The 3057-nt window shown below is 46.5% G+C and carries 2 protein-coding genes and 1 pseudogene; 1 reads left to right on the plus strand and 2 read right to left on the minus strand.

Features of this window, described 5'->3' with window-relative positions; all coding sequences use genetic code 11:
- A pseudogene (locus ACMWLG_RS17945) lies at positions 1 to 687 on the plus strand (IS3-like element ISEcl1 family transposase); the annotation flags it as partial.
- A 34-nt stretch (positions 688 to 721) separates the two neighbouring features.
- Here ACMWLG_RS17945 and metC read toward each other — a convergent pair.
- Entirely contained in the window at positions 722 to 1810 is a 1089-nt protein-coding gene (gene metC / locus ACMWLG_RS17950; RefSeq protein ID WP_414763015.1) for a cystathionine beta-lyase, read from the minus strand.
- 8 nt (positions 1811 to 1818) lie between these two features.
- On the minus strand, positions 1819 to 3057 hold a 1239-nt coding region (locus tag ACMWLG_RS17955), incomplete at its 5' end, for an amino acid permease (protein WP_414763016.1).

The raw sequence follows: 3057 nt of genomic DNA on the forward strand, positions 1-3057 counted from the left end.
CCGAGTTATGGTTATCGACGCGTGTGGGGCATCCTGCGCAAGCAACGTCGCACAGAGGGACAGCCACCTGTGAATGCCAAACGGCTTTACAGGATAATGCGTGAGCATAACCTGTTGTTGTTGCATCACAAACCAGAGCGACCAAAGCGTGAACATAAGGGCAAGATAGCGGTGGCAGAAAGCGATATGCGCTGGTGTTCAGATGGCTTCGAGTTCGGCTGCGACAACGGCGAAAAACTGCGGGTAACGTTCGCGCTGGACTGCTGCGACCGTGAGGCCATAGACTGGGCAGCAAGCACGGGAGGCTATGACAGTTCGACCGTGCAGGATGTGATGCTGAGGTCGGTGGAAAAGCGCTTCGGCGACAGGTTGCCCGACACAGCGGTGCAGTGGCTGACGGATAACGGTTCAGCGTATACCGCGTATGAAACGCGGAGGTTCGCGAGAGAGCTGAATCTGGAGCCCTGCACAACAGCGGTGAGCAGCCCGCAGAGTAATGGCATGGCCGAACGGTTCGTGAAAACGATGAAAGAAGACTATATCGCGTTCATGCCAAAACCGGATGTGAGAACAGCACTGCGAAACCTTGCAGTAGCGTTCACGCATTACAATGAAAACCACCCGCACAGCGCGCTGGGATATCACTCCCCGAGGGAATACCGGCGGCAGCGGACATCGTTAACTTAAGATACAAAAGCTGTTCGGAGATGGAGGGTCAAGATCAAGGAGACCACTGAGTGGCCGTCCGGTATTCGGCGCAGTTAAAAGGAATAATGAGACTTTCAAACCCTCCCCAGGAGAACCCCATCCCAAAAATGCTCATGTTATCCAGCATGTTATCGACATTATCCTGGTTAAACTGGTCCTTAAGTACGATTGAAAAAAGTCCCGTGGAGCCAGTGAAATATTTTTCCCAGTTTTCATGCCCCGGGCACTCCTTAAGAGCAGGATGTAATACCCTGCTGACCTCTGGCTGGCTCTTTAACCAGTTTGCCATTTCCAGACCACGCGTTTCTGCTTCTTTTACCCTCAGGTGCATCGTACGCAATCCCCGAAGCGCAAGGAAACAATCCTCGGCACCGGGCAACATAGCCATTGCATCATATGCTTCACGTAATGCTGGCCAGTGAGATGCGTTTGCCGATACCAGTCCCATCAGCAGATCTGAATGACCACTGAGGTATTTCGTTCCTGCTTCAACGGAAAGATCAATGCCGTGTTCATGAGCTCTGAAAAATAGAGGTGTTGCCCAAGTATTATCTATAATTGTGCTAATACGATATTTTTTGGCTACGGCAACAATAGCTCCGATATCCTGAACTTCGAAGCTTTGTGAACCCGGGCATTCAAGAAGAATTACCCGGGTATTTTCCTGAACAAATCCTTCAATATCACTCCCGATAAGTGGGTCATAATAGGAAATAGATACTCCATATTTTGCCAGTAGCGTATTACAGAAATTTCGCGTTGGACGATAAACGGAATCAGTAACCAGAATGTGGTCTCCAGCTTTGGTCACTGAAAAAAACGCCAGCGCCAGGGCACCAAGTCCTGATGGTGAAATAACCGTTCCAGCTGCATCGCTTAGAACAGACCATGCATTTTCCAGATTCTCAATTGTAGGTGTCCCTGCTGTTCCATAGGAGAATCGCGTTTTTTTATTACGAATATCTTCACAGCTTTTATAAACAACAGTCGACCCCCGGTAGACAGGTGCATTGACAAAACCATTCTGCTCATCCGGATTTCTGCCTAGTATTGATAATTGCGTACTAACTTTAAATTTTTGCAGTTCTGAATTCTGTTTCATTGGATATCCTATGATTCGAATATTTTAAAAAACGGCGAAAGGCAGAGAAGTACACCTGTTGCTGAGATAAACAGCACTCGCCAGGAATTATACTTTCTGAGCTGGGTAACCTTAAGTACCAGGTAGCAAGGAATGATACAAGAGACAATTCCGTAAACAGGCGCACCTATTTGTTGTAGCAACAAGACAGGGAAGTGTGTCAGTACCCACCCCCACAACAAAAGAACGATAAAAATCGAAACTCCGATGCTGACTCCATATTCATTTATCGACTTTTCATCTACAAAGCGTGAAAGAACATTCACAACAATTCCTTTCATCGCTTCCTGAAAACCAAGGAATATACCAAAAAAAGCAGTAACAATTGCGAAGATATTCAGAAGAACCGACATTACTCTGACAACTTCACCTGGAATAACTTTAGCCACGATGGCCATCGCAGAAATATTGTTTTGTGCAGCTTCAGTTGCCTGTTCGTGGCTGAGGGAAAAAGTAAAGGAAAATGCGAAAAAGAGTACAGCACATATCAGTATTCCATACGCGATACGACTAACCCGCAAGGCCCTCAGGGTTGCAATTTTCGGATCTGATTCTATTTTGCGGAAGGCAACATTCATGGGACTGAGGATCTGAACGAAAAGGATCGAAAACAATGTAAACGGCAGGGTCAGAACTGTACCAATCAGTAATTCTCCAAAAGGGGGAAGGTTACTGATGTTCCGCATATCCCAGTGAGGGATCATAACCAGACCCAACAGCACCACCACTGCCAACTTTATCAGTACCATGGGCCCTGAGATTTTGAACAGCAATTTCTCCCCCTGGGCTGCAATACTGACGAGTAAGGCTAACACAACGAGTCCGTACCACCAGTTATCTGACAATTTATCGGCGGTTATTCCGAATGTCTGGAAATACGATGCGCTATCGAATGTAGCTGCCAGTGAGTAGGTTAACATTCCTTTGAGAAGCATTATAAAATATGCCACGCCAAGGAAGAACCCCCAGTTCTTCCCAAGATAGAATGTTATAACTCCTGAGTAATCTTTACATTCAGGGCTTTGCGATAATGTTTTAAGATAAAGAGTTTGCATCATATAGAGTGCCGGGTAAGCAATAAGAACGGACAGCGTAAATACCCAAACACCTTTCATTCCTATCTGAACTGGCAGAAAAATAATCCCGCCCCCTATGGCCATTCCAATGCAAAGAACAACCCATCCTGCATCGTAAGCTGTAAAGGGTAT

It is taken from the genome of Enterobacter sp. 01-M-02-SI-ECC (assembly GCF_047530595.1).
Lineage (GTDB): Bacteria > Pseudomonadota > Gammaproteobacteria > Enterobacterales > Enterobacteriaceae > Enterobacter > Enterobacter cloacae_M.